A 20279-nucleotide genomic window follows, 5' to 3' on the forward strand; every position below is an offset into this window, starting at 1 on the left:
GGTGACTTCGGTCACCCCTTTTTTTATTTGCCGCCAAGCGCCGGGTGGTTTTCCCTGATCGAGCGTATGGCCTCCGGCACACTTACCCCGCCCCCGATCAGTGCCGCAAACTCCAGCAGTATCTCCGGCACCCTGTTTTCCGCAACCGCCGCTCGCATCAGCTCGGTAGCAGGGGCCAGCAAGGCCGCTTCGCAAGCAGGCACCTCTGCCTGCAACCCTATTCTCGAAAACATCAGCAGTGCGTCGGCACCGGTAGTGTTTTCGTCAATCTCGAACAACTCCCAGAACACCATGCCCAGCGTACCCGCCGGATGTTCCTCACGGCGTGCCCAGGCGCGCAGGGGCGCGGCTTCGCGGTCTACCTTTTCCATGTGGCGGCGAACCTTGCCTGGCAGTGTGGCCGCCGCCTTTTCCCGGTTGTAGTACGTGCGGTTTGCCAGGCTGGCAGCATCGCGCACTACCCGCCAGGCCACGGACCACAGCTGCGCAACGCTGTAGGTGCCCAATGCGCTGCGAAAGCTACTCTGGATATCCAGTAGCTCCTCGGCCGAGAGCTCATGGTTGTAGGTGTGGCATTCGCTCATGAAGTAATGCATCACGTCCTGAAGGGCATAGTCGAGCCACAGCTGAGCGAGGGCGTGGCCGTCGGTGAGTTCCCGGTTGGAAACTACCTCCAGTACGGAATTTGCCGATCCCAGGTTCGGGTCCGGTGCCAAGGCATAAACCGCCTGGGCTCGCCGAATCCATAAGCTGTCGTCCTTGAGGTAATAGGTGCCGGCTTCCGCCTCCAGCGGGCGTTCCATCAGCACACCCGCCTCCAGCAAGCGCTGTACGTATGGCCCGGCATCACCGGCGCACAGCGCCTCGCAATCTTTCACCGAGAACGTACCGGTTGTTAGCCGAGGGGTGATAGCGGCCTCGAGCGCCAATACCACAAGCGCGAGATCATCTCCAAGTGCACGGTAGTCACAGGTTTGATCGCTGAGCGCTTCGGCATATTCGGCCAAACGAGCGGCCAGCTCGGCTGCTGCTGCGATCTCCTGCTTTTGCCTGAGCGCTAGCGCCGCCTGCTGGCAGGCCTTGCACATGGCGAATGCGCGCACCGGCGGCTGCTTCCTGAATTCCGAACGGCTGGATATTTCGATGGGCTCCCCGCAGGTTTTGCAGGGCTGGTTTTGGTCGTACGCCGTGCACCGCTGCCGCACGAAAGCGGCAATGGCGCCACCTTGTGTAATTTCCCTGAAGGGAACGAGCTCGTTCACCTTCTCGATAAAAGCCCCGTCTTCATCCGTGGCCCAGTAACGCTGGATAAACGCGATCTCTTCCGGATCCTCGGTGTGTAGCTCTAGCCTGATCGCCATGTGCGGTAGTCACTTGTTCAAGCGGGACATATCCATGCAAAGAGTCTGTCATCCCTGGTCGAAAGACTCGTAAAGGCGTAAATCAGGCCGCAGCGTAAAATAATCTTGAATGGTTTTTCAGCCGCTTTTTCCTTACCTCATGTTGCTGGCATTCGTATGTGGGACCGGGGGGCCGGCCTTCCGGCAAAGCCCGGGAATGGACTGCACCACCTTATTCAGCCCGCCTTCGCACCAACCCCCTCGCCAATCGCCGCTGGCTTGGGCGCCCGCGCCAGATACAGCCCCAGCACACCCCCCGCCAGCAACGCCCCAGCCACCAGGAGAAGGGCATAGTCATAGCTACCGGTGCTGTCCTTGATCCAGCCCATCACCGGCGGCAGCCCAAGCCCTGCGATATTTGCGATGGAGTTGATCAGCGCGATGGAGGCTGCGGCAGCCGCGCCGGACAAGTACTCGGTAGTAGTGGCCCAGAACACCGGTGTGGCCGCCCAATTCAGGCCAACCGCCGTTACCAGCAGCCCGCGGGTTACCCAAGATCATAGCTAGGGCTATCAACACTGCACCCGGTATTAAGGACGCCGGTAAAAATGATAGCGGCGGAAGATACGCTACTCAGCTGGCCTTCCCTATATACTGACCGCAGCACCGATAAGCAAAGGCACGTCATTGGAGTTCCTTCCCTGAGTAAGGGGAAAATTTATGAGCTGACCTTTGATCGCCAAAAAGAATGTCATACTGGATTGATTTGTATTGCTCTAGAATGTTTTTCTCTTGTCGGGCGGAACGTTCATCTGCATGGAGGTCCGCAGACGATATGATGTTTTTATCAATTATTTTGAAATAAGAAAGTGCGTTATCTAAAAAGCCGCCATAAAACGGTGTATTTGCTTCCACGGCCTCATCGATAATGTGAGGTATGAAGTTTGGACTGATGATCCCTAAATATTTTTTCTCCTTGTCATAATTTGACCATATAATTAATGGCGTGGAGTGAAGCTTTATGCGTTCACTTGTTGATAGTTCGGGAGTCTTTGAGCTTATCAGGCCCAAGGTTCTATAGGTTTCGAAATCAAGGCCTAGCATTGGAAGATGGTCTCCAAAAAAAATAACCAATGTCGGTTTGGTCTCTCTGGATAGCTCTTTTATAAGTTCTCTAAATCCGATATCGGCGTCGCGTGTTCCTTCAGAGTAAGTTTCTAGCGCGCTTACGGTAATTGCGTCTGTATCTGCTTTTGGCTTTATTGTGATGTGATTTTTTAGATATCTTGATTTTTCGTAAGGGCCGTGATTTTGCATGGTAACTACAAACAAAAATGTCGGTTTATCCGCGTCGCGTAAAACTTTAAGGATGTCTTGGCTCAGAGCTTTATCTGAATAAAATAAGCCTTTAGTATTGTTTTTATTTAATTGGTCAATGCTTAAAAATTCGTCAAACCCAAGGAGTGAATATACTTTTTCCCTATTCCAAAACCATTTGTGATATGGATGTAGCGCCACAGATCTATATCCCAAATTGCTGAGGGTCCTAACTACAGAGGGAATCGGTCTTTTAATGTACTGTTGGTAGGGTAAGCTTCCTGTCGGCAGAAAGGCATTTGAAAGTCCCGTCAACGCTTCAAACTCAACATTTGCAGTGCCGCCACCATATGTAGGTGAAAAAATCTCACCTGTTTGGTTTGCTCGTAGTGTTGGAATTGGATCTTTTACGAACTCCGCTAAAGGTAGTTTTGTTGCGTCCCAAAATGACTCGCTCATTATGATCACGATGTTAGGTCTATTTAGAAGCGAGGCGGCTTTGGGTGCAGTCTCAGGTAGTCCTTGCATTGCATTCTCGATAGCTAAATTGGGCTTTTCGATAATGGCGGAGTTTAGGCTGTAAGCGAATGCTAGCAGAAATCCATTCTTAGAGTAATTTAAAGACTGCTCCCATGCCATGTTCATTATTCCAGAAAGCCTATAAAGTGTGATGCTTCCTGCCGGGCTGATCCCGTAAATGGTAAAGGCAAGTGGTATAAATGCTAAGCTGCCGAAGATTATCCTAGGTCGTACAGTTGTCTTTTGACGTTTGTAAATGGCTATTATAGCTATTGCCGTGAGGAGAGTGAGGGTTGCTGTCACTAGCATTATTGCGGCACCTGCTAGGGGCCTTTCTTTCATAAGAAGAGGCAGCAGGTCAAAAATTTGCCTGACAAATAAAAAATCCCAAGGATAAAGCGGTTCTGATCGATAAGATGATTTTTGTCCGCTAATGGCCGAAATCAATATGATGAAGGGGAATAGCATTGGAATAGAAATGTATTTACGCCCTATCACACAGTCCAGAACTATGCAAGTCAGAAACACTAATATCGAGGAAAATAAAAATTCTTTAGAAGAATGTTTAATAAATAGAATCATCGTTTCTAGTGAGCTTGCGAGCGTTTGTGCGATTGAAACTATGGCTAAGCAGGCCGCGCCAGTAATAATAAAATAGATTATGGTTTTCTTTGCTTGCATTTTTGTTTTGTCTTTCGTCGGTCTATTGTCGAAGGTGGTTGGCTTTGCTTCAGTTCAACGTGTATAGTTGTGCGGCTTAAATTTGGCTATGTATGTCATAGGTTACGCAGCGGTGTGGTGGTGATATGATTCTGCGGTATCTATAACTATTGCTCGTGGATTTGGAAGTTCGGATTTTGTATATGCGGAATTTATCCTAGAGCGAGGCTCACTCCGCCGCGGCTTCACCGCTACGATTCTCCGTCCGCCTCCGCCCGCCAGCAAGTAATTAAGCCATGAAGTCCGCTGCAAAGACTATTCCATAAGCTTCGAGCGGCCAGTGATTTCGAAAACTCCCGCAGCTTGAGCCGGATCGGGGTTCGTCGTAGGCAGTAAACACTTTAAAACCCAGCCGGCAATAGAGTCATCGTGGCTGAACTCCCGAAACGAAACAGATTGTTGATTTGGCAGCTATCCCTAGATGAAAGCGAAACTGCGTAAAAGGCACAGCCTAGCTCTGGTTAGGCTTGGTATGTGATGAGCACAGCATGTTAATCCTGAATGGTTTTCAGCAGTCTCCCTAGCCGAGGGTGCGGCTTCGACCGGTATCATACTTTAGAATAGGGCGCAGCCCGGAGACAATTTACTTTTGGACAGATTCCACATGACCCTGCAGGTCCACCCTTTCGCTAAAGGCCGCCACTTTGGGCATGCGCGCCAGATACAGCCCCAGCACACCCCCCGCCAATAGCGCCCCTGCCACCAGGAGAAGGGCATAGTCATAGCTACCGGTGCTGTCTTTGATCCAGCCCATCACCGGCGGCAGCCCAAGCCCTGCGATATTCGCGATAGAGTTGATCAGCGCGATGGAGGCTGCGGCAGCCGCGCCGGACAAGTACTCGGTAGTAGTGGCCCAGAACACCGGTGTGGCCGCCCAATTCAGGCCAACCGCCGTCACAAGCAGCCCATAGGCGAGCCACGGGTTGCCCGATACCACTGCCAGCGCAAGCAGCACGCCTGCCAGCATCAATGGCACGCCCAAGTGCCTGGCGCGTTCGCCCTTGCGGTCTGAGTGGGTGCCGTTGAAATACATGAATACGCAGGCGAAAAGGAACGGCAGCGCCGACAGTGCGCTAACCGTGAACGAAGCCTGGCCGGAGACCGATTTGACGATCAGCGGGAGGAAGAGGGTAATCCCGATGGTGCCGAAAGCCTGCAACAGCCAGAAAAGGCTAAGCAGCCATACTTGCCGGCTTTGAAAGGCTTTGCGCCAGCCCACGTGGTGTGAAATAGGGCTGCTGGCCTGTTCCGCAGCAATGGTGCGGCTTAGCCAGGTGGCTTGGGCGGGTTCCAGCCAGTGGGTACGCTGGGGTGTGTCAGGCAAGTAACGCAGCACAACCACGCCCAGCACCACCGCCGGCAGGCCTTCGAGAAGGAACAGCCAGCGCCAGCCGCTCACGCCGAAGTAACCGTCCAGGTGCAAGAAGGCGCCGGACAATGGCAAACCGATCACCGAGGCCAGCGCGGCGCCGATGTAGAAGAAGGACATGGCCTTGGCCCGGTCGGTGCGCGGGTACCATTGCGACAAGTAGTAGATGATCCCGGGCGTGAAACCCGCCTCCGCCGCACCCAGCAGCAGCCGCATACCATAGAGTTGGTTGGCGCTTTGCACCAGGCTCATGCCGGCCGCCACTATGCCCCAGGTAATCATGATGCGGGCGATCCAGCGCCGTGCCCCTACCCGCGTCAGGATCAGGCTGCTTGGCACCTCCAGCAGGATGTACGTGAGGAAGAACAAGCCTACCCCTATGCCATACATACGAGCGGTAAGGCCGAGTTCGGCGTTCATCTGCAACGCCGCTACGGAGATATTGGACTTGTCGATGTAGGCAACCATGTACAGCAGCATAAGAAACGGGATGAGCTTCAGGTTGAGGCGTTTGATGGTGCTGGCGTGAAGGCCGGCGTCCAGGTTCGGTTGAGCCATGGGAACCTCAGGCTGTTGTTGTTATGGATGCTTGGGAGCTGAGCCCACCCTAAAGTAGTTTTAAAATTCGCTCAATATATGATTATTAATCCCACATAGTGGGAAATTAACACTATCTATCTAAAGATGTTCTCTATGAAGCGAGGCGGCGGCGTCAACAAATTGATGCCTGTTTTTATGGGCTGGCAGCGCTTTCGCTTGGATTTCCAAAAAGTCAAGATGCGGGCTGTTCAAACCCTGTTCACCGTGCTACAACCTTTCTTGCGGTTTCCTAGCTTCTTGATAAAGAAGGGAAAAACATGACGAAGTCCGAACTGATCGAACGCATAGTCACGCATCAGGGCCTGTTATCGTCGAAAGACGTAGAGCTGGCGATCAAGACCATGCTCGAGCAGATGTCCCAGTCCCTGGCCACAGGAGACCGGATTGAAATCCGTGGCTTCGGCAGTTTCTCGCTGCACTACCGCTCACCGCGGGTGGGCCGAAACCCGAAGACCGGCCAGTCGGTTACCCTGGACGGCAAGTTCGTTCCGCACTTCAAGCCTGGCAAAGAGCTGCGTGACCGGGTGAATGAAGATGAAGAGCGAGACAGCGCCTGACCTCTGGAGGAAAGCCCGTGCGTAGCTTCACGCGCCTGCTGCAAGTTGTTGTTGTTCTGGTCGTGGCGGCGGTATGCCTGCTGTTCGTACTGGAAAACCCGCAAAAGGTGGCCTTGAGCTTCCTTGGGTTCACAAGCCCTGAATGGCCGCTATCGGTAGTGGTGCTGCTTGCGCTGCTGGCCGGGTTGGCCGTGGGGCCGCTGATTGGATGGTTTATCGCAATGCGGGGCCGTCGGCGGTTGCGCCGGGCAGCCATTCGGCAGAAGGTAAACAGTGTACCTGCCAGCCAGGCCTAGGCCAGTAGCGCAGCCGTGGTAGCGATTGCCGCGTAGTCCAGCGCCAGGTTGCTCAAGGACAGCGCGTGTACGTCCTCGGCCGGCCACAAGCGCCCGCTGAGGTCCTGCTGATCGTAGGTGTACGTCGCGTCCTCGACCACGGTTACCGCAAAGCCCAGGTTGCCTGCGGTCCGTGCGGTAGCTTCGACCGAATTATTCGTTATAACCCCAACCACCACCACATCGTCGATACCGCGAACACGCAGCCAGCGCTCCAGCTGGGTGGCGGTAAAGGCGCAGGGCACGTTCTTTTCGAATACCGCTTCGCTCGCCAAAGGTGCAAGCGCGGGCTGGAATTCGCAACCCGGCTGCCCAGGGTAGAACACCGACCCGGCGGTTCGGGAAATATGCCGGACGTGCACCACCGGCCAGGCCCTCTCGCGCCAATGGCCGAGTAGCGCGGCAATATTGTGTTCGGTGTCGGGGTTGTTGCGGCGGCCGAGGTGCGGCGCTTGCATGCCCTGCTGCATGTCGATGATCAGCAGTGCGGCGCTCATTGCGCTAACCCTGACATCAGCGGCACAACACAATCATGCTGCGGCTGGTATAGCCCGCCGGGTTGATACCGAATGGATACTCGCTGGCGTCTTCGCCGTCCTGGCCCGAGCGGGCGAGCACCTTGTAGTCACCGCCACAGGCTTTCTCCGCTCGCTTGTAGCAGCGGTTCCACGAGGAGGTAAGCCCCGAGCAACTGATGTTGAGGCCCTTTTTCCCCTGCCGGATCTGGGATTGCGAATCCGCCGCACACCCACACAACGCCAGCACTGCTATCGCCACCAGAATACGTTTCATGCCCGCCCTTATGATCATTGCCCGGGTGCGTTGCCCATGGCTGAACGGCTTTATACGTAGTTATCCGCCTGTATCGGCGGCTACGGCCTGATACCCCAAACCTACCTCAAACAAGGCCCGAAGCGTAGAAAACTTTACTTACGAATCAACGATTCACGAAGTATTTCGGATCAGCGCCTATAGGGTTTCCGGATGGATACACGGCTAAATCCTGCCCCCCATCGCACAAAGGAATGGAGCCAGTGCCGTATCCAGATATTACCCACCACGGTGCCCACCAAGGCGTCACCGGGTCCTGCCATCAGGTTCAGCTAGGCAATGGCCGAAGCCTTCTGGTGGATTGCGGGCTGTTCCAGGGGCGTGAAGCCAACGGCCGCAGTAATGCAATCGACTTTCCCGTAGAAAACGTCGCCGGGCTGGTGATAACGCACGTACACCTGGACCACATCGGCCGTATTCCCTGGCTGCTGGCGGCCGGGTTCGATGGGCCTATCTACTGCAGCGAGCCCTCTGCAAAGCTATTGCCGCTGATGCTCGAAGACGCCTTCAAACTGATGATCTCCCGGGACCAGACGAAGGTGGAACGCTACCTCGCCCTGGTCGCCCAGCGAACAGTGGCCTTGCCCTACGGCCAGTGGAATGCCTTGCCTGACCAGCCAGGCTGTCGCTTGCGGCTGCAGCGGGCCGGCCATGTGCTGGGGTCCGCCTACGTCGAGCTCGATATACAGCAGCCGGGCGAGCCAGGAAGCACGCGAGTGGTATTCTCCGGCGACCTGGGTAGCGGCCGCTCCGCGCTGCTCAGGCCCCCAGTGCCGCCAGAGCGCGCCGATGTGCTTGTGCTGGAAAGCACCTATGGCAACCGAATGCATGGCGGGAGCGAAGATCGCGTGGCCCGGCTGGCCCGCCTGATCGAACAGGCCCTCGAAGACCAGGGTACTATCCTCATTCCGTCTTTCAGCCTGGGGCGCGCGCAGGAGCTGTTGGCCGATATCGAAACCATTATTCGCCACAAGGCGCTGAGCCAGGGCAGGGGAGATGCCTCAGACATTGTGGACTGGCCGCAATTGGCGGTAATCCTGGATTCCCCGCTGGCAAGCCGAATCACCCAGGCCTATCGCGACCTGCAGCCGTGGTGGAACGAAGAAGCGCAAGCACGTGCCCAAGCCGGGCAATCGCCGTTGGCGTTCCCACAACTGATTACCATCGACAACCACGAGCAACACCTGCGCACCGTCAACTACCTCAGCAGCACGCTGCGCCCGGCCATCGTTATTGCCGGCAACGGAATGTGCTCGGCAGGGCGGATCGTGAACTACCTCAAGGCCATGCTCAGGCACCCTCGGCACAACGTACTGTTTTCCGGGTACCAGGCCAAAGGCACCCCGGGTGCAGTGATCCAGGCGGCGGAGGGCGCGGAAGGCTTTCTTGGTATTGACCTTGATGGCGAGCGCTACGACATTCGCGCTGGTGTGGCCACGCTCGAAGGGTACTCGGCCCACGCCGACCAAGCGGGGTTGCTCGCGTTTGTGGGCGGAATAGAGGCGCCGCCGAAAGAGGTGCGGTTGGTGCATGGTGAGTTCAAGGCCAAGGCTGCGCTGGCGAAGGCGCTGCGTGAAGCACAGCCTGAAATTCGTGTGATAGGGCATGTCACGGAGAGTGTCTAGGACAAGACAAGGTTTGCCCCGTTAGCCCAACAAGCGCTGATCACGCAATGCTGTGGAATATTGTAACAAGGTGAAAAAAATGTGAATATTGTGTAAATGGCATTTTGATACCTAGAGGCAGTTGCGTGGCAAGGCAGCAAAAACTACTGATCGCCGAATTCCCTTATCGGCTCAAGCATGCCACTGCCACGCTTCACTTCAGGACACAGCTATCAGCCGCTGCACGGGTTGAAGTAGAGCAAATGATCACGGGCCCAGCGAAGGGAAGGCGCATAAGTGCCCCGCTGGGTAACCCCCAGAACGCAATATTTGCGAAGCAGGAACAGCTGGATTCCCTGCGGCAGCGGTTCCGGGTGCATACCGGCCGCCTTCGGCGCAATGGTATGTACGACTGGCCTGTCGAGGAACTCCGTAACACGGCCGAAGCCTTCAAGCGTGGCGCCCCGGTAGCAGGGTTAATGGGCTTTGGCTATGGCCGTTCCAAGGTGGGGCTGGTGGACAGGCTGTTTCTCTTTACCCCGCTGCTGGGTAAGCATGTTGACGGCTTAAGCTGGATCGAAGCGCACCCAAGAGAGGCTCGGCAGTTTGCCCGGGCCGCCTTCGAGCTGATTCGGTCTCTTCATGCGCAAGGTATCGCCCATATGGACCTGTGGGCGGCGAACGTGATGATGCCGACCGTCGAAGGTGACACGGTCCTGGCGATCGATCTGGAAAACAGTTTCTCGATCCCGACTCGGTTTTTGAGCGAGACCTTGGGCTTCCAGTTTGGCTTCATCTATCACCGCGAACTCTACCGCTACATTACCGAGGCGGATTACGATGCGCTGGTGAGTGAAGCCTTGGATGGCTTTGCGAATGTAGATCGGCAGCGTTTCTGGCAAACGTACGTGGTGTGCAAGCATGAGCATGTGGGTCGGCTTGAGCGCAGGGAAATCTTTCTAAAAGGGCGCATTGGCGGTTAAGGTCCGTTAGTATCCTGCAACACCCTGCAGCCCTGGGGCGCCCAGCCCTTCAGTAAGGACCAGTCTCCCCGTAATGAATGTATTCGCGCGGCTGTGGCTGAACGCCAGGCTCAAACGCGGGCTAGCCCGCAACCAATGCCGGCTCGACAGCGGCATTCGCGGCCTCAGGAACGAGGGGGAGCTCACGCTTGAAGAAGGCGTGAAGCTGCACGACATAAAGATCTTCTCCCGGCAACTGCAGATAGGCGCCTACACCGACATCGTCAGTGGAAGCGAACTGCACCATGTAAGCCATATTGGCCGGTATTGCTCTGTAGCGGCCGGGGTGGTCATTGGCCAGGACCGGCGGTCACATCCTTTGAACTGGCTATCCACCAGCCATGCAGTATTGAAGGCAAGGCTGGACCAGGCGCCGGACGCGCAAAGCGTTACAGACCCAGGGCCGGACTTCCCTACCATCATTGGCCACGACGTATGGATTGGCCGAGACGTGATTATCATGAAAGGGGTGACCATCGGCACGGGTGCGGTGGTAGGTGCGCAATCTTTGGTAAACAAAGATGTGCCTCCCTACGCCATTGTGGCCGGGTCTCCGGCACGGGTGGTGCGTTACCGTTTTGACGAGCCGACACGACAGGCCCTCATGGCGACCTGCTGGTGGGATTACCAGTTGGAGGCGCTAGGCGGCCTCGCCATCGAAAACCCCAGCCTGCTGGTAGCTCAGTTGGGCACTAATAGCGCGCTGCCACGCCTGCAAACCACCACGCTTAGGATAAGCCACACTCCGCTTCGCATCACTATGAACTAAGCCAGGCGGGCATAAGCGCCCTGGCATGTCGAATGAGGTGCCAAGGCGCAAGGTGTGCTCTGTAAGGCTCGATTCAGAATCGTCCCTTCGCCGTTCGCTTCATTCATATCCTTGTTTTTGGTATTGTTTCCCAGCTACGCAGCCTTGCGATAAACGGGAGCAATACGTTTCGCGCCTGCGAGGCTGCTGCCTTGCGAGGCATTTATGGAAAGCCGGCCCGGTGAGGGCAGAGGCATAGCAAAAGGAACCTGTAACCATGGCAAGCCCGCGCAAAGGCATTATTCTGGCCGGAGGCTCCGGCACACGCTTGCACCCGCTAACCCTGGGTACGTCCAAGCAGATGCTGCCCGTGTACGACAAGCCGATGATCTACTACCCGCTGTCCGTGTTGATGCTGGCAGGCATGCGGGAAGTTCTGATCATCTCCACGCCGGACGACCTGCCTTCCTTCCGCAAGCTGTTGGGCGATGGCAGCCAGTTCGGGCTGAAGCTCGAATACGCCGTGCAGCCCAGCCCGGACGGGTTGGCTCAGGCGTTCCTTATCGGCGAAGAATTCCTCGCGGGCGCGCCCAGCTGCCTGATCCTGGGCGACAACATCTTTTACGGGCAGCATTTCTCCGACAACCTCCACGCTGCGACCCACCAGCAGCAAGGCGCGACCGTGTTCGGCTACCACGTGGCAGACCCGGAGCGGTTCGGCGTGGTGGAATTCGACGCACAGGGCCGCGCGCTCAGCATCGAGGAAAAACCCGCCCAGCCCAAGTCCAACTACGCGGTGACCGGGTTGTACTTCTACGACAGCCAAGTGGTAGAAATTGCCAAGGCCATCAAGCCCTCGGCGCGTGGCGAGCTGGAGATCACCGACCTCAACCGCGTATACCTGGAACAAGGCTCGCTGAACGTAGAACTGCTGGGCCGTGGCTTCGCCTGGCTGGACACCGGCACCCATGAATCGCTGCTTGAAGCCAGCCACTTCGTGCATACCATCGAGCACCGGCAGGGGCTAAAGGTGGCGTGCCTGGAAGAGATCGCGTTCCATGCAGGCTGGATTTCCAAGGAGTCCTTGGTAGAGCAGGGGCAGCGCCTAGCAAAGACGGGGTATGGGCAGTACCTATTGAAAATCGCCAATGAAACCCAGCTGTAACCCAGTATGGTAAGCACTCCGCGGGTGGCAGTCCTGATGGCTGCCTTCAACGGCAGCCAGTGGATAGGCGAACAGATCGATACCATCCTGTCGCAATCGGGCGTCTCCGTTGAGCTCTTTATCAGTGTGGACCTGTGCGAGGACGACACCTTCCAGAAGTGTCGCCAGCGGGCAGGAGCGAGCCCTCGCATCCATCTGCTGCCGTATGGCGGCCGCTTCGGCAATGCGGCAGCGAACTTCTTTCGCCTGCTCGCCGAGGTGCCCTTCGAAGGCTTCGACCTGGTGGCGCTGAGTGACCAGGACGACCATTGGCTGCCTGGAAAGCTGCAACGCGCCGCTGATCAGCTAGGTGCGCAGCAGTGCGAAGCCTATTCCTCCAACGTGACCGCCTTCTGGCCGGACGGCCGGACCCGCCTGTTGCACAAGGCGCAATCGCAGGTCGCGTATGATCACTTTTTCGAAGCTGCGGGACCGGGCTGTACTTATGTGTTTACCAAAGCGCTGGCTGAATTCATCAAGGTGCGCCTCACCGCTGAGGCTAGCGCCTTGAGCGGTATCACCCTCCACGACTGGTACCTGTATGCGCTAGTGCGCGCCAGCGGCCGGGCTTGGTTTATCGACGCGGAGCCCGGCCTGCGCTACCGCCAGCATGCCGCCAACGCGGTGGGCGCCAACGTGGGGGCACGCTCGCTGCTCACTAGGTACCGCCGTATCCAGACAGGCTGGTGGTTCGGGCAGATCCGTTTGATCGCCGGCCTGGTCGGCTGCCCCCCATTGCTACAACGTCAACTTGACGGCGGGCGCCGCGGGCTGGTGTGGCTCGCCATGCACGCCCGGCAATGCCGCCGCCGGCCGCGTGACCGCCTGTACTTCGCCGCGTTGTGCCTGGCGCGCCTGTTCAGCCGGAGTACGCCCCGGTGAACCGTTCGATATTGGTCACAGGCGCAACGGGCTTTGTGGGCACAGCGGTAGCAGCGCGCCTTGCCCGGGAACCGGGTACCGACGTGGTGGCCGCAGTGCGTGCGCCGGAACGCTGGGCCGGGCCGGGGAGGGCGGTGGTCTACGACCTGGTAGCCCAGGCATTGCCGGACCTCACCGGCATCGACGCGGTGATCCACTGCGCCGCGCGGGTGCATGTGATGACCGATACCGCGCAAGACCCACTCGAAGCTTATCGGGCAGCCAATGCCGAGGCGACCGCACGTTTGGCGGCGCATGCGGCGGCGTGCGGTGTGCGGCGCTTTGTGTTTATCAGCACCATCAAGGTGAACGGGGAAACTACCCAAGGGCGCGGGCCTTTTACAGCGCAGGATACGCCAGCGCCGCAAGATCCCTACGCGCAGTCCAAGCTTGAGGCCGAGCAGGCGCTGATGTCGCTGTCCACTCAGAGCGGCATGGGGGTCGTGATCATCCGCCCACCGCTGGTGTATGGTCCGGGTGTGAAGGCCAATTTCAGAGCATTGATGAAAGCCCTCGACCGTGGCTGGCCATTGCCTTTCGGCGCGCTGGCTAATCGGCGAAGCATGATTGCAGTGGACAACCTCGCTGACTTGGCAGTGCACAGCACAGGGGCCACTAAGCAGGGCGTATTCCTTGCCCGGGACAGCGAACAACCGACCACCAGCGAACTGATGAAGGCTCTGGCCAGCGCACTGGGCCGGGAGCCGAAACTTGTTCCCGTCCCGGCCAGTTGGTTGCGCATTGCCGGCACCCTAATCCGAAAGCAAGCCATAGTCGGCCGGCTGACCGACCCATTGGAAGTGGATCTGCAGCACACCTGTGCGCAATTGGAATGGCGACCACCCGTGCCTATGGCAGAAGTGCTGCACCAGACCGCCCATGCCTATCACAAGGAGCCAAAGTGAGCGCCGTTCTTTACTTGGTCGTATTTGCGCTCTCAGCGGTGCTTACCGGATGCGTATGTGGTTATGCCCTGCGCAAGCAACTGATGGACGTGCCTAACGCCCGAAGCTCCCATTCCGTGCCTACACCACGGGGTGGCGGGGTAGGTATTGTGGCCGCGTTCTTGGCCGGCTTGCTTGGAGCCGTCGCGCTGGGGGTGATCTCGCTGGCCGATGCTTGTGCGCTAGGTATCCCAGGCTTGGGCGTAGCCGCCATCGGCTTTGCCGACGACCACGGGCACATCGCTGCCCGCTGGCGCTTGCTTGGCCATTTCATCGCAGCCGGAACAGGGCTTGCACTGCTGGCCACCTGGCCCGTGATACCTCTGTACGGCGACGTCCACCTCACTGGCGGCTTGCTGGCAGTGCCGCTGGTGATAGGCTTGGTGTGGCTGCTCAACCTCTATAACTTCATGGACGGTATCGACGGCATCGCTGGAGTGCAGGCCGTAACGGTATGCTTGGGCCTGGGGTGGTTGAGCTATAGCTACGGCACACCGCATGACACAGTTTTGGCGCTACTGTTAGCTGCAGCATCGGCGGGCTTCCTGTGCTGGAACCTACCTCCGGCGAAGATTTTCATGGGTGATGCGGGCAGTGGTTTTCTTGGCCTGGTGATCGGCCTGCTGTGGCTTAAGATCGCCAGCCATTCGTCCCAAGCGTTCTGGGCAGGGCTGGTGTTGATGGGAGTGTTTGTTGTCGATGCTACCTGGACGCTGGTGATGAGGCTGATGCGCAGGGAGCGTGTGTATGAGGCCCATTGCAACCACGGCTATCAGCATGCGGCGAGGCGGTTCAGAAGCCATGGTAAGGTAACGGCGGCGGTGGCAGTGGTAAATCTTGGGTGGCTGTTGCCGATTGCTTGGGGAATTGCTAATGAGGTCGTGGAACCGATCATTGGGGTAAGTGTGGCAATGCTACCACTTTTCTTATTACGTCACTGGTTACGAGACGACAAGATCCGAAACTGAACACGCAACCCCCTGCCGTCATTTGTTCTGCAGATCGCGATCTAGAAAAAGAAGAACAGTAAGTTAAACTTTTTACAAAATTAGGGGCGGAAGATGTCAAGCTCGGCAACACAGGTCATAGGTATATTAATATCAAACTTCAGCTTGATCAAAAGAATGGTGGTGCGGGAGATTCTTGGCAGATATAAGGGGTCTGTCTTTGGCATTACCTGGTCCCTCTTTAATCCGCTTTTGATGCTCGTGGTTTATACCTTTGTTTTCTCAAGTGTATTCAAAGCTAAATGGCCTGCACTGGAAAACGGCGGAACGGTAAACTTCGCTTTGCTCGTTTTTAGCGGCATGGTAATTCATTCCTTCATTGCTGAATGTCTAAATAAGTCCCCGACCCTGTTTCTCGAGAATTCAAACTATGTGACAAAAGTCGTATTCCCCCTAGAAGCTCTTAACATTGTCATTGTAGGTTCGGCACTATTTCATTTGCTCATCAGCCTCGCAATACTAGTCATTGGTATAGCCGTCATCCAAGAAAGCATATCAAGTACGCTCTGGCAGGGAATTTTCTTGCTGCCGCCGCTATGCATGGGCGTCACAGCGATAAGCTGGATGCTGTCTTCACTGGGTGTTTATATTAGAGATCTAGGCCAGGTAATAACACTCTCCGTCTCAATGCTGCTGTTTGTTTCGCCGGTATTCTTTCCTCTATCATCTATTCCTGAGCAATATCAAATTTACATTCAATTGAATCCGATGACATGGTTTATAGAGAATCTACGCAACGTGACTATATACGGCTACTCAATTGATCCACTTGAGTTGGCATATGCTTATGCGGGATCCTATGCTGCAGCTTGGCTAGCCTACCAGTGGTTCAAGCTCACACGCCACGGTTTTTCGGATGTTCTGTAATAAGGTAGAGCTCTTTTGAACGTTATAACAGTAGAATCCGTTTCGAAAAGTTTTCTGTCCTATGATAAGCCTTTTCATCGATTGCTTCAGATGTTCATCAGGCGCAAAGCATTTTTCAAGCAGCATGAGATATTGCATGAAGTCAGCTTTGAGGTCAAATCAGGCGAAACGGTTGGAATTGTAGGCCGAAACGGGGCGGGTAAGTCTACGCTGCTACAAATCATATGCGGAACGCTGGCTCCTTCTTCAGGGGTTGCGAAAGTAGACGGTCGCGTTGCAGCCTTGCTAGAACTAGGAGCGGGTTTCAACCCGGAATTCACGGGGTATGAAAATGTATTGCTGAGCGGACAAATATATGGGCTCACCGAAGAGCAGGTGCGGGCGAGAGCTGATGTCATAATTGAATTCGCAGAGCTTCAGGGTCACCAGAACCAGCCGGTGAAGCACTATTCCAGCGGTATGTTCATGCGCTTGGCATTTTCTGTTATTGCTCATGTTGACGCTGATATTCTAGTAATAGACGAAGCACTGGCTGTTGGAGATGCCTACTTCGTACAAAAGTGCATGCGTTTTCTTTCAGATTTCAAAAAGAAAGGCGGATCGCTTCTGTTTGTCAGTCACGATGCGACCTCAGTGGCGGCATTATGCGATAAAGTCGCCTGGCTTGATAGCGGGACTGTAAGAAGGTTTGGAGATCCAAAATCCGTGATGGAAGACTATCTTAAGGATTTCTATAGCAAATCTCAGGTTATATCTGGAGATATAGCACAAAAAGCAGAGCCGTCTTCTGGCCAGTCACAACCCGCTACCTACTATGACCAGCGAAGAGATTTTGTCAATTCTACCCGGCTGATCAACGAGCTTTCTGTGAGTTTCCCCTCACTGCACGACAGGGTATTTGGGACGGGGGGCGCACAAATTATGGATGTTTGTATTCAGGATTTGAATTTTCGAAGATTGACCTGGGTGGTGGGAGGGGAATACGTTACGTTAAAAATAGCATTTAGTACCCTTTCGGCTATCACGAATACGATTGTAGGGTTTTTAGTAAAAAACAAAAACGGACTACCTTTGTTTGGAGACAATACCTATATACGTTTCGTCGAGAAACCTAGGTTTGCATCACCCGGCGAAGTTTGGGAAGCTGCATTCAGCTTCGTGATGCCTGTGCTGCCAGGTGGTAGTTACTCAGTGACGGTTGCGGTCAGCGATGGCTCGCAAGAATCGCACGAGGTACAGGCTTGGATAGACGAAGCGTTAATAATCAATAGTGCATCAAAAAATATCGCCACAGGATTAATGGGCATCCCAATGATCGAGATGGCGCTGCAGAAAAAGGAAGGCAATAATGCGCCCGCGGAATAATTTCGAATGCTTACGAATTTTGGCAGCGCTTGTCGTAATCTATGGGCACGCGTTTCCGCTGACGGCAACTAGTGCGCCTAGCTTATTTTTCGGTTCAATTCAAGCGGTTGCGGTAAAAATATTTTTCTCAATAAGTGGTTATCTTGTAACAAAAAGCTTGATGAAAGATGGTGATATTACGAACTATTTAAGCAAAAGGATTCGTAGAATATTTCCGGGGCTTATCGTAGTCGTGATTGTATGCGCGTTCGTAATTGGACCATTGGTCTCAACATTAGATTTTGCACAGTACTTTGGGTCTCCGACATTCAAGACCTATTTTAGAAACATATTTATGTATCCCGTTTACAATCTCCCTGGTGTATTTGAGTCTAACAGTTATCCAGTAGCAGTGAATGGATCTTTGTGGAGTCTCCCCGTAGAGTTTCTAATGTATCTAGTTTTAGTCCCTGTGTTCATGCTTACAACGATGGCAAACCGGATTTCTTTAATTCTAGTGGCTATAACTACATGCGCAGCCAGCTTGTACTTTACCCATTTGGTTCCAGGAAAGTGGAGATATGTTGTTTATGGCTCTGATCTGATAATGGCTTTAGACGTCATACCTTATTTCTTTATAGGCGGGTGCTTGGCAAGATTCATGATCCCGGGGGTACTGGATATGGGATGGGCTCTTTTCTTGGTACTACTTATCTCGCTCATGCAGGTGATCAATCCTGTTCTTGCCGAGCTAGCACTATATGCAGTAGGTCCATATGTAATAATCAGTTTTGCTGTATCGTCGACACCGTTTCTACGTGAAGCTGGTAAATATGGAGATCCGTCCTATGGGATCTACTTATACGGGTTTCCCGTCCAGCAATGCATAATTTACATGTGCGGTGGTCACATGTCTCCAGTGCTCAATGCAATTATTTCCATACCAATTTGCATAGGTCTGGGGTACTTGTCTTGGCATTTTGTTGAGAAAAGATTTTTACCCGCTGTTAGCCATCCACTAATTAAAAGGGGCGTTGTATGAAAGACCGCAATGAGATCTGCCTAGTCACTGGGGGGGGCGGATTTATCGGGTGCGCAATAGCGAAATCGTTGACCGAGCGCTTTGCTCAGGTAGTTGTCATGGATAATCTTCATCCTCAGGTACATTCCCAACGGGTAAGGCCTAAGGATTTACATAGCGACGTGAAATTTGTTTTGGGCGATGTCACATCCTCTAATAGCTGGGACGCAGTGCTTTCAGTGTATCAGCCAGACGTAATCTATCATTTGGCTGCAGAAACAGGTACGGGGCAGTCGCTTACGGAATCATATCGTCATTCAAACGTTAACGTGTCCGGAACTGCGTGCATGCTGGATGCGCTTTCCAAGCACAGCATAACACCTAGAAAGATCATACTGACAAGTAGTCGGGCGGTGTATGGTGAAGGAGGGTGGCGTGATGCCGAAGGCGGTCTGACGTACCCGGGAATGCGGACCAAAGCCATGCTGGATAATAACCAGTGGGACTTTCCGGGGCTATTGCCGACACCATTCTCTGCTGTCATTACATTGCCAAAACCCACGAGCATCTATGGGATCACCAAGTTTGCCCAAGAAGAAATCTTGCGGTGTTGGTGCGATGCATACGGAGTGGAACTGATTATAACACGCCTTCAAAATGTCTATGGAGTAGGGCAGTCATTGACGAATCCTTATACAGGTATCGTGCCCTTCTTCACACAGTTGGCGAAGTCTGGCAGGTCTATCCCAGTATATGAGGATGGAAAAATAGTGAGGGACTTTGTATACATAACTGATGTTGCAAATGCGCTGATCGAGGTTTTAGATAGAAATTTGGGCAACCATATCGTAGATATCGGTTCCGGTGTTCCAAATACAATAAATCGTCTTGCGAATCTAATTGCAAAACGGTATGGCGCTCCTGATCCGCACATTTGCGGACTTTATCGGGAGGGAGATGTTAGGTCAGCAAGTTGTGATCTTAATCCAACCTTGGAACTGATTTCATGGCGCCCGCAGGTGAGCTTCGAAGCTGGGATTGATGCTCTCTGCACCTGGATCGATCAGCTGGCAAAAGGAATCAAGTAAGATGGTTACCAAACTCAGGGGGAGTCTCGGTTCGCTTCGTGTTCATTCAGTGCTGTATGGGAATGATTTTAATCGCATACTGCAGACAGTACGGCATTTAAATCGCGCCGCCGACTTGGCAATCGCAGCAGATGTTTTTTCGTCAGTTGAAATTATCTACGGCGATTCATCGCCGCAGCAGGTTATTGACGAACCAAGCTTAGATAAGATGCGGGAAGAAATGTATGCCTTGGCCGATGTCAATGTTGATTTTTTCAACGCTAATCTGGGCTCTGCGGGCGGGCATAACAGATTGTTAAAGCCTGCCGCGTCTGATTATGTACTTATAATGAATCCAGATGTCATGCTAGCTCCTGATGCTTTGATTGAGTTAGCTCGACCGTACTCCGAGAAGTCTGTAGGGCTTGTGGAGGCAAGGCAGCTGCCAATTGAGCATCCCAAAGAATATAATAAAGTTACAGGTGAAACTGGTTGGGCTACGACGGCTTGTGCTCTGATGCCCAGGGACGTCGTAAACGAGATAGGAGGATTCGATAACGAGACGTTCTTTCTCTATTGCGATGATGTAGATCTTTCTTGGCGCATGCGGCTGGCTGGTTATAAGGTTATCTATCAACCATCCGCTTCGGTGTATCATGATAAGCGGTTAAGCACTACTGGTAAGTGGGCCCCCACCAACAGTGAGCAATATTACTCGGCCGAAGCAGCCATTCTTATGGCGCACAAATATTCGAGGCCTGATTTAGTATCGTCGCTTCTGCACTCCTTCGAAAGCTCGGAAAATCGAAACCTTACGGACGCAGCGGAAAAATACCATCAGCTTAAACAGGAAAATAAGTTGCCCGAGCCAATAGATCCTTCGCATAAAGTTGCGAGCTTCGAAGGCGACTTCTATACTAAACATCGATTCGGACTATAGAT

20 protein-coding genes are annotated in these 20279 nt (G+C 54.3%); 14 read left to right on the forward strand and 6 right to left on the reverse strand.

Annotated elements, in window-relative coordinates:
• Nucleotides 1-23: 23 nt before the first annotated feature.
• From G7016_RS04230 to G7016_RS04245, 4 genes are all read right to left on the reverse strand, one after another.
• Complete coding sequence (locus tag G7016_RS04230) at nt 24-1361, reverse strand: hypothetical protein (protein ID WP_181111586.1); 1338 nt, start codon at nt 1359-1361, stop codon at nt 24-26.
• 215 nt (nt 1362-1576) lie between these two features.
• Nucleotides 1577-1837, reverse strand: coding sequence for a hypothetical protein (locus G7016_RS04235; RefSeq protein WP_258195056.1), 261 nt, complete (start codon nt 1835-1837; stop codon nt 1577-1579).
• Nucleotides 1838-2024: 187 nt separating this feature from the next.
• Nucleotides 2025-3857, reverse strand: coding sequence for an LTA synthase family protein (locus G7016_RS04240; protein ID WP_181111587.1), 1833 nt, complete (start codon nt 3855-3857; stop codon nt 2025-2027).
• Nucleotides 3858-4479: 622 nt separating this feature from the next.
• Nucleotides 4480-5823 (reverse strand): MFS transporter, encoded by a 1344-nt coding sequence (locus tag G7016_RS04245; protein WP_181111588.1) that lies wholly within the window; start codon nt 5821-5823, stop codon nt 4480-4482.
• A 299-nt stretch (nt 5824-6122) separates the two neighbouring features.
• Here G7016_RS04245 and ihfB point away from each other — a divergent pair, with 299 nt between their 5' ends.
• Nucleotides 6123-6422, forward strand: a complete 300-nt coding sequence (ihfB, locus tag G7016_RS04250; RefSeq protein ID WP_181111589.1) for an integration host factor subunit beta — start codon at nt 6123-6125, stop codon at nt 6420-6422.
• Nucleotides 6423-6439: 17 nt separating this feature from the next.
• The gene (locus G7016_RS04255) at nt 6440-6718 is read left to right on the forward strand and encodes a lipopolysaccharide assembly protein LapA domain-containing protein (RefSeq protein WP_181111590.1); all 279 of its coding nucleotides are present in this window, start codon (nt 6440-6442) and stop codon (nt 6716-6718) included.
• Here G7016_RS04255 and G7016_RS04260 read toward each other — a convergent pair.
• Together G7016_RS04260 and G7016_RS04265 are read right to left on the reverse strand one after the other, a co-directional pair.
• Nucleotides 6715-7254 carry a cysteine hydrolase family protein gene (locus G7016_RS04260; protein ID WP_181111591.1) on the reverse strand — a complete coding sequence of 180 codons (540 nt, stop codon included), beginning with the start codon at nt 7252-7254 and terminating at the stop codon, nt 6715-6717. The genes G7016_RS04255 and G7016_RS04260 overlap by 4 nt on opposite strands.
• A gap of 16 nt (nt 7255-7270) precedes the next feature.
• Nucleotides 7271-7549 carry a hypothetical protein gene (locus G7016_RS04265; protein WP_181111592.1) on the reverse strand — a complete coding sequence of 93 codons (279 nt, stop codon included), beginning with the start codon at nt 7547-7549 and terminating at the stop codon, nt 7271-7273.
• Between the two features lie 242 nt (nt 7550-7791).
• Here G7016_RS04265 and G7016_RS04270 point away from each other — a divergent pair, with 242 nt between their 5' ends.
• The 12 genes from G7016_RS04270 (at nt 7792) to G7016_RS04325 (ending at nt 20277) form a co-directional block, all read left to right on the forward strand.
• Nucleotides 7792-9213 (forward strand): MBL fold metallo-hydrolase RNA specificity domain-containing protein, encoded by a 1422-nt coding sequence (locus G7016_RS04270; RefSeq protein ID WP_181111593.1) that lies wholly within the window; start codon nt 7792-7794, stop codon nt 9211-9213.
• 383 nt (nt 9214-9596) lie between these two features.
• The gene (locus G7016_RS04275) at nt 9597-10175 is read left to right on the forward strand and encodes a hypothetical protein (RefSeq protein WP_258195057.1); all 579 of its coding nucleotides are present in this window, start codon (nt 9597-9599) and stop codon (nt 10173-10175) included.
• Between the two features lie 73 nt (nt 10176-10248).
• A complete protein-coding gene (locus G7016_RS25330; protein ID WP_181111595.1) occupies nt 10249-10983 on the forward strand; it encodes a CatB-related O-acetyltransferase in 735 nt (244 codons plus the stop codon).
• Between the two features lie 256 nt (nt 10984-11239).
• Nucleotides 11240-12127: a glucose-1-phosphate thymidylyltransferase RfbA gene (gene rfbA / locus G7016_RS04285; RefSeq protein ID WP_181111596.1), complete on the forward strand. Its 888-nt coding sequence runs from the start codon at nt 11240-11242 to the stop codon at nt 12125-12127.
• Nucleotides 12128-12133: 6 nt separating this feature from the next.
• Nucleotides 12134-13048: a glycosyltransferase gene (locus G7016_RS04290; RefSeq protein WP_181111597.1), complete on the forward strand. Its 915-nt coding sequence runs from the start codon at nt 12134-12136 to the stop codon at nt 13046-13048.
• Nucleotides 13045-13992, forward strand: coding sequence for an NAD-dependent epimerase/dehydratase family protein (locus tag G7016_RS04295; protein WP_181111598.1), 948 nt, complete (start codon nt 13045-13047; stop codon nt 13990-13992). The genes G7016_RS04290 and G7016_RS04295 overlap by 4 nt, the downstream gene beginning before the upstream one ends.
• Before the next feature lie 149 nt (nt 13993-14141).
• Nucleotides 14142-14999, forward strand: a complete 858-nt coding sequence (locus tag G7016_RS04300) for an MraY family glycosyltransferase (RefSeq protein WP_308812129.1) — start codon at nt 14142-14144, stop codon at nt 14997-14999.
• Between the two features lie 93 nt (nt 15000-15092).
• On the forward strand, nt 15093-15905 hold the full coding sequence (locus G7016_RS04305) for an ABC transporter permease (RefSeq protein WP_181111600.1): 813 nt from the start codon (nt 15093-15095) through the stop codon (nt 15903-15905).
• A 90-nt stretch (nt 15906-15995) separates the two neighbouring features.
• A complete protein-coding gene (locus tag G7016_RS04310; RefSeq protein WP_181111601.1) occupies nt 15996-17270 on the forward strand; it encodes an ABC transporter ATP-binding protein in 1275 nt (424 codons plus the stop codon).
• A complete protein-coding gene (locus G7016_RS04315) occupies nt 17254-18291 on the forward strand; it encodes an acyltransferase family protein (protein ID WP_181111602.1) in 1038 nt (345 codons plus the stop codon). The genes G7016_RS04310 and G7016_RS04315 overlap by 17 nt, the downstream gene beginning before the upstream one ends.
• Nucleotides 18288-19358, forward strand: coding sequence for an NAD-dependent epimerase/dehydratase family protein (locus tag G7016_RS04320; protein WP_181111603.1), 1071 nt, complete (start codon nt 18288-18290; stop codon nt 19356-19358). Before G7016_RS04315 ends, G7016_RS04320 begins: the two co-directional genes overlap by 4 nt.
• A gap of 1 nt (nt 19359) precedes the next feature.
• Nucleotides 19360-20277 (forward strand): glycosyltransferase family 2 protein, encoded by a 918-nt coding sequence (locus G7016_RS04325; RefSeq protein WP_181111604.1) that lies wholly within the window; start codon nt 19360-19362, stop codon nt 20275-20277.
• Nucleotides 20278-20279: the final 2 nt, after the last annotated feature.

This window comes from Pseudomonas japonica (assembly GCF_013522925.1).
GTDB classification, from domain to species: Bacteria; Pseudomonadota; Gammaproteobacteria; order Pseudomonadales; family Pseudomonadaceae; genus Aquipseudomonas; species Aquipseudomonas japonica_A.

Bases quoted from the DNA above. Each gene is read 5' to 3' on its own strand.
- rfbA (WP_181111596.1), top strand. From the start codon at position 11,240: ATGGCAAGCCCGCGCAAAGGCATTATTCTGGCCGGAGGCTCCGGCACA.
- G7016_RS04305 (WP_181111600.1), top strand. From the start codon at position 15,093: ATGTCAAGCTCGGCAACACAGGTCATAGGTATATTAATATCAAACTTC.
- G7016_RS04310 (WP_181111601.1), top strand. From the start codon at position 15,996: ATGTTCATCAGGCGCAAAGCATTTTTCAAGCAGCATGAGATATTGCAT.
- ihfB (WP_181111589.1), top strand. From the start codon at position 6,123: ATGACGAAGTCCGAACTGATCGAACGCATAGTCACGCATCAGGGCCTG.
- G7016_RS04240 (WP_181111587.1), bottom strand. From the start codon at position 3,857: ATGCAAGCAAAGAAAACCATAATCTATTTTATTATTACTGGCGCGGCC.
- G7016_RS04325 (WP_181111604.1), top strand. From the start codon at position 19,360: ATGGTTACCAAACTCAGGGGGAGTCTCGGTTCGCTTCGTGTTCATTCA.
- G7016_RS04245 (WP_181111588.1), bottom strand. From the start codon at position 5,823: ATGGCTCAACCGAACCTGGACGCCGGCCTTCACGCCAGCACCATCAAA.
- G7016_RS25330 (WP_181111595.1), top strand. From the start codon at position 10,249: ATGAATGTATTCGCGCGGCTGTGGCTGAACGCCAGGCTCAAACGCGGG.
- G7016_RS04265 (WP_181111592.1), bottom strand. From the start codon at position 7,549: ATGAAACGTATTCTGGTGGCGATAGCAGTGCTGGCGTTGTGTGGGTGT.
- G7016_RS04290 (WP_181111597.1), top strand. From the start codon at position 12,134: ATGGTAAGCACTCCGCGGGTGGCAGTCCTGATGGCTGCCTTCAACGGC.
- G7016_RS04315 (WP_181111602.1), top strand. From the start codon at position 17,254: ATGCGCCCGCGGAATAATTTCGAATGCTTACGAATTTTGGCAGCGCTT.
- G7016_RS04260 (WP_181111591.1), bottom strand. From the start codon at position 7,254: ATGAGCGCCGCACTGCTGATCATCGACATGCAGCAGGGCATGCAAGCG.
- G7016_RS04320 (WP_181111603.1), top strand. From the start codon at position 18,288: ATGAAAGACCGCAATGAGATCTGCCTAGTCACTGGGGGGGGCGGATTT.
- G7016_RS04275 (WP_258195057.1), top strand. From the start codon at position 9,597: ATGTACGACTGGCCTGTCGAGGAACTCCGTAACACGGCCGAAGCCTTC.
- G7016_RS04230 (WP_181111586.1), bottom strand. From the start codon at position 1,361: ATGGCGATCAGGCTAGAGCTACACACCGAGGATCCGGAAGAGATCGCG.